The organism is Methylobacterium sp. E-046, from assembly GCF_022829625.1.
GTDB classification, from domain to species: Bacteria; Pseudomonadota; Alphaproteobacteria; order Rhizobiales; family Beijerinckiaceae; genus Methylobacterium; species Methylobacterium longum.
On record NZ_JAKSYP010000088.1, the window covers coordinates 1 to 4,092 of the forward strand.

Sequence of the window (4,092 nt, forward strand, 5' to 3'; positions counted from 1 at the left end):
AAGCCGGTCACGCGCCGCTCCTCGACGGTCACGAGCCCAAGCTTCACGGCCTCGCGGATGGCGTTGCGCACGGTGGTCTCGGCGACACCCACGATCGCCGCGAGATGGCCGACGGCCAACCGGCAGTCCTTCCGACGCGCAGTCTCGGCAGCCACGAGAGCCAGCACAGCATGCTCGGCCAGCGTGAACCGGGCGGCAATGGCCGGCGGAAGGCGTCCAGAGGCCGCCCAGCGGCGGCGGCGCTCCATTGAGGCATCCGTGCGCGGGCGCGAGCCAACGGCCCTCCTGGGTGATCCTACGCGATCTGAGATGTTCTTGATCGAAGGGGACACTTGAGACGCGAACGTTGCTTGGCCGTTCGCCCTCTGTCCGCACTTAGGTCCGTTTTCGGCTGATCGCCGGCCCTCGATGAGAACAGACAGCGCCTCGGCCTCGGCCTCCGTGACCTTCCCTTCCCCATAGGCACGCCACAGCGCAGCCGCGACGGCTGGCAGCGCGGCGCACGAGGCCGCCTCCACCTGTCGGCGGATCTCATCGGCATAGTTCATCGAACCCGGTCCTTTTCGGACCGCGGCTGTGATCAAGGCACGACTTCATCGCTCCAGGAATTGGCGTTCCCGTTGACTCCCGGGGGGAGCTGTGGCTGATGGGGGATTGCTAGTTGGCCCTCCAGCCACTTCGATTTCGCGGGCTCTCTGTTTGGCGACAGGGGGCCCGTAGTCGTTTCAGGGTCTCAGATCCGCGGCGGCGTCTCTCCTGATGGTGGCCGCGACTCGCCAGGGCGGGTCCAGCCGGAACGGTCCATGTCGGCCGGGGCGCACGGTTAAGTCAACGGTAAGCAGGCTCCGCACATTATTTTTCGCTGTAGCGTGAAACCCCCTTGCGCAGCCGAATAACAGCCCCTACCATAATTCAATGACGACGACGTGGGACGAGCCGAAGCGCCTCGCGAACCTAGCCAAACACGGGCTGGATTTCGCGGACTTCGAGGCTTCGTTTGACGGCGAAACTGCACTGATCCTGCAGACCCGTCACAGCCAGACCGGTCGTCGCCGGTACAAGCTGATCGGCGATTGGAACGGTCAGCAAGTAGTCGCTGTGATCGTCTCGCCACTCGGCACCGAAGCGCTGTCTCTCGTCAGCCTTCGCCAAGCCGACCCTGAGGAAAGGGAGAGCTATGCACGACACCTCGCACAAGCCTGAGGAGCACGGCCCCGGCTACTCGCAGGAGGACTGGGACGAGGTTTCCGATAACCCGAAGCTGACCACCGAAGAACTAGCCTCGATGCAACCCGCAAGCGAGGTGCCCGAGGTCTATGCCTTGTTGCCAAAGCGCGGCCGAGGACGCCCGAAACTGACCGATGCCAAAGTCAATTTCACCATGCGGATAGCTCCTGACTTGCTGGAAGCCTACCGCGTCACCGGAGATGGTTGGCAGGTCCGCATGCATGAGGATCTTCAAGCCGGGATGGATAGACGCATTCAGGAAATGTTGGATCGCTCTAGGCGCGTCGTTCCGCTCTCACGTCCCGACAAACAAACCGCCTGAGCTTTCGATACTGCAAGCTCAGCGGCAATCCTACGGGGCGGCACGGTTTATTCAACGCCGAGGCTGATGTTAGCCAATCCGCAGGATGCGGAGCATGGCCTGCCATCGGGCCGCGCGCTTTGCCCACACGTCCTCGTAGCGAGGAAAGGTCGTATCTGTGAACCGGAACATGTTTCGCGTCAGGCGCTGCCAGAGGCGTACCCGCTTGTTGTAGGCAACAGGTCGGTCAAAGCGGGCCTGAGCAGCGTTGTAAGCCAGCGCGTTAACTGCGAAATAGCCGGGCGGCTCGCCAGTGAGAAGCGCCCGACCCTTCTTTTGAACGCCCTTGTAGTCGCCGTCCTCTATCTCGGCGAGCAGCCGCAAAAACTGCCGCCGAAGATCGGCATGCAAGCCTTCGGTGCGCGCGAAACCGAAAACAAGCTGCAACGCGCCTACCGTGCTTGTCGCTGCTGCGATGACAGCTGGGTCTACCTTGGCATACTCAGGCAACTTGCCAGCCAAGGCAGCGATGGTACCCAGGCCGCTCATGAGCGTGAAAAAACTCATGAAGCGATTGAGGCGCCTGAAGTAGGTTTCTCGGTCCTCCTGGTAGCGGACATTGCGCAGCAGGAAATGCTCGCAAATCTGCCGCTCGGTCAACGATCCCAGGGTTTCTTGGGCTGATCCTGATCCGTTGGTTGCTGCCTCGGACGTGGTATCTCGTGATCCTGCGCCGGGACCTCGTGCGGCCTCCTCGGCGGCCTGGGTGGTGGCGGTGGCGGTCGATGTGGGGGCGGAGGAGGTGGCTTTCTCTCGGTCATCGCCCATGACGCCTGAGGCTCCAATCGTGATCTCCGGTCCGTCGTGACGATTTGGTGTTGATAGAGGCGTGTACCAGCCGATCAGAGCACGGCGTTCGCTGGCGGCTCTATGTTGGGCCATTGATCCGCGATGGCAGCGCAAGCGGCCTTCATCTCGTTGTAGAGGTAGACGCTGTTCGTAGGCGCCTCTGTGGCCTTCCCGCTGTAGGCGCAGACCGTGAGGCAGAGCTTCTTCTCGGGACCGCTCTCAGCCTCCGGTGGCAGGCCGGAGAGGAAGCCGAACACGAACGCGCTCTGAAACTTGGCGGCATCTGCGTTCATCTCCTTGCCCTTGGCGTACCGAAGGTACAGGGCACCAGTTTTGATCGTGTTCCGCTTCGTAATCCGCCGAAGAAGCAGATCGGGGTTGTGAACGATGATCGTCCCGTTGAGGTCGACCGTCTGCTTGCCGGTTGCCGCCCGCATCTCGCAAGGCGGGATCTCCAGCTCGGCGCACGCCTCGGCAAAAGCGTCCACATAGTCGGCATTGTGCTGGTTCTGGTACGCCTCGAAATCACCCGTCGTCATTCGTGAGCGAAACCATTCAGCGCGGTCCCTAAGGGCGGAAGTGTCACCCTCGCCCTCCTGCAGCCATGTCGTTATGGTGGCGCGAGCTTCGGTATGCTGGAGCACCCGCGCCACCGGCCGATACTTCGCGTCTCGAAGGACGGTACGTCTCCGCTGTGCGGAAGCGGCCATGTAGTCGGCCAGTTCGCGGGCCCGAAGCTCGCATCGTGAACGCCTGACGTGGGTTGCTTTGTCGGACATGCTCGGAGGAGACCTAAGATGGACGCCCTGTATCTGAGCACGGACTCTCGCGATGACACAAGGTTGTGTATCGCTCCCCTCACCCGGCAACTGATTTTATCGACGGGGGAGGATGCCGCCGACGCGGCCGGGTACTTCCTGTTCGAGCGCCAGGGCGACGACCCGCACGACGTGCAGATCCTCGCCCGGGTCACGTCGGAAGAGGCGGCCCTGAAACTAGGCCGGCTTCTCAATCTGCGGTAGTCAGCTGCCGCTCGGCCGGGCGCACGGTTGAGTCAACGTTGGGGGATGATCAGCGCGACCATGCCGGCCAGACCTTCGACCCTCGCCGACCTGCGCAAGACGGGCGTCATCAGCAGTCAGGAGATCGTCGCGGCGATCGACGCGTACATGCGGGACCCGGCGGCGGGTCCCTACCGCTTCCCCAGCGGTCACAGCCTTGACCTCGCGGCCATTGTGGAAGCCTCGCCCGCCTTGGATCGGGTGGAGCGGGCCGGTCCGCAGGAGAAGACGTTTCGGAACGGACTAGCTACTGCCATCATGACCGCCCATCCAACCCTGTCTTGAGCTATCGGCGGCGCCGTGCGACTGCGACATGCTCTCGCCGAAAGTCACTTCCGCACATCTGGGAGACGCATCCGCCTGAGAATGGTTGATGATCAGGAGGAGCCCTCGATGCAGTGGTTCTGGTTGTTTGCGGTGATGGCTGGTGTTGGGGCCGGGGCGCTCGTATTCGGGACGTGGCTGATCAAGATTAGCGGAGTGCCCCAGCCCGCGAAGTGGCCCGCGAAGGAAATACCCGGCTGAGCAGCCGGCAAAGGCGCGCTGTTGCGGGCTGAGCGCGCGAGTTCGGAGGCGGTGCCAAGCTCACTGCAGCCACGCTCTTCGGCGTCTGGTGCGGCCGAGCTTGCTGGCGTATCAGCCCGCATGGCCAAG

The 4,092-nt window shown here is 63.0% G+C and carries 7 protein-coding genes and 1 pseudogene; 4 read left to right on the forward strand and 4 right to left on the reverse strand.

What is annotated here, in order from left to right; translation table 11 throughout:
* Window positions 1–548: pseudogene (locus MKK82_RS07240) on the reverse strand (GntR family transcriptional regulator); the annotation flags it as partial.
* Window positions 549–915: 367 nt separating this feature from the next.
* Between MKK82_RS07240 and MKK82_RS07245 the strand changes: the two are divergent.
* Both MKK82_RS07245 and MKK82_RS07250 read left to right on the forward strand, forming a co-directional pair.
* Window positions 916–1,203 (forward strand): BrnT family toxin, encoded by a 288-nt coding sequence (locus MKK82_RS07245; protein ID WP_243985157.1) that lies wholly within the window; start codon window positions 916–918, stop codon window positions 1,201–1,203.
* Window positions 1,178–1,549 carry a BrnA antitoxin family protein gene (locus tag MKK82_RS07250; RefSeq protein WP_243985159.1) on the forward strand — a complete coding sequence of 124 codons (372 nt, stop codon included), beginning with the start codon at window positions 1,178–1,180 and terminating at the stop codon, window positions 1,547–1,549. The genes MKK82_RS07245 and MKK82_RS07250 overlap by 26 nt, the downstream gene beginning before the upstream one ends.
* Window positions 1,550–1,618: 69 nt before the next feature.
* Here the strand turns inward: MKK82_RS07250 and MKK82_RS07255 are convergent, their stop codons facing one another.
* Window positions 1,619–2,356 carry a hypothetical protein gene (locus MKK82_RS07255; protein ID WP_243985161.1) on the reverse strand — a complete coding sequence of 246 codons (738 nt, stop codon included), beginning with the start codon at window positions 2,354–2,356 and terminating at the stop codon, window positions 1,619–1,621.
* Window positions 2,357–2,430: 74 nt separating this feature from the next.
* Window positions 2,431–3,156 (reverse strand): hypothetical protein, encoded by a 726-nt coding sequence (locus MKK82_RS07260; protein WP_243985163.1) that lies wholly within the window; start codon window positions 3,154–3,156, stop codon window positions 2,431–2,433.
* A gap of 18 nt (window positions 3,157–3,174) precedes the next feature.
* Here MKK82_RS07260 and MKK82_RS07265 point away from each other — a divergent pair, with 18 nt between their 5' ends.
* A complete protein-coding gene (locus MKK82_RS07265) occupies window positions 3,175–3,399 on the forward strand; it encodes a hypothetical protein (protein ID WP_243985164.1) in 225 nt (74 codons plus the stop codon).
* Between the two features lie 45 nt (window positions 3,400–3,444).
* On the forward strand, window positions 3,445–3,723 hold the full coding sequence (locus MKK82_RS07270; protein WP_243985165.1) for a hypothetical protein: 279 nt from the start codon (window positions 3,445–3,447) through the stop codon (window positions 3,721–3,723).
* 92 nt (window positions 3,724–3,815) lie between these two features.
* Here the strand turns inward: MKK82_RS07270 and MKK82_RS07275 are convergent.
* Window positions 3,816–4,092: hypothetical protein (locus MKK82_RS07275; RefSeq protein ID WP_243985167.1), on the reverse strand; the 277-nt coding region annotated here is incomplete at its 5' end.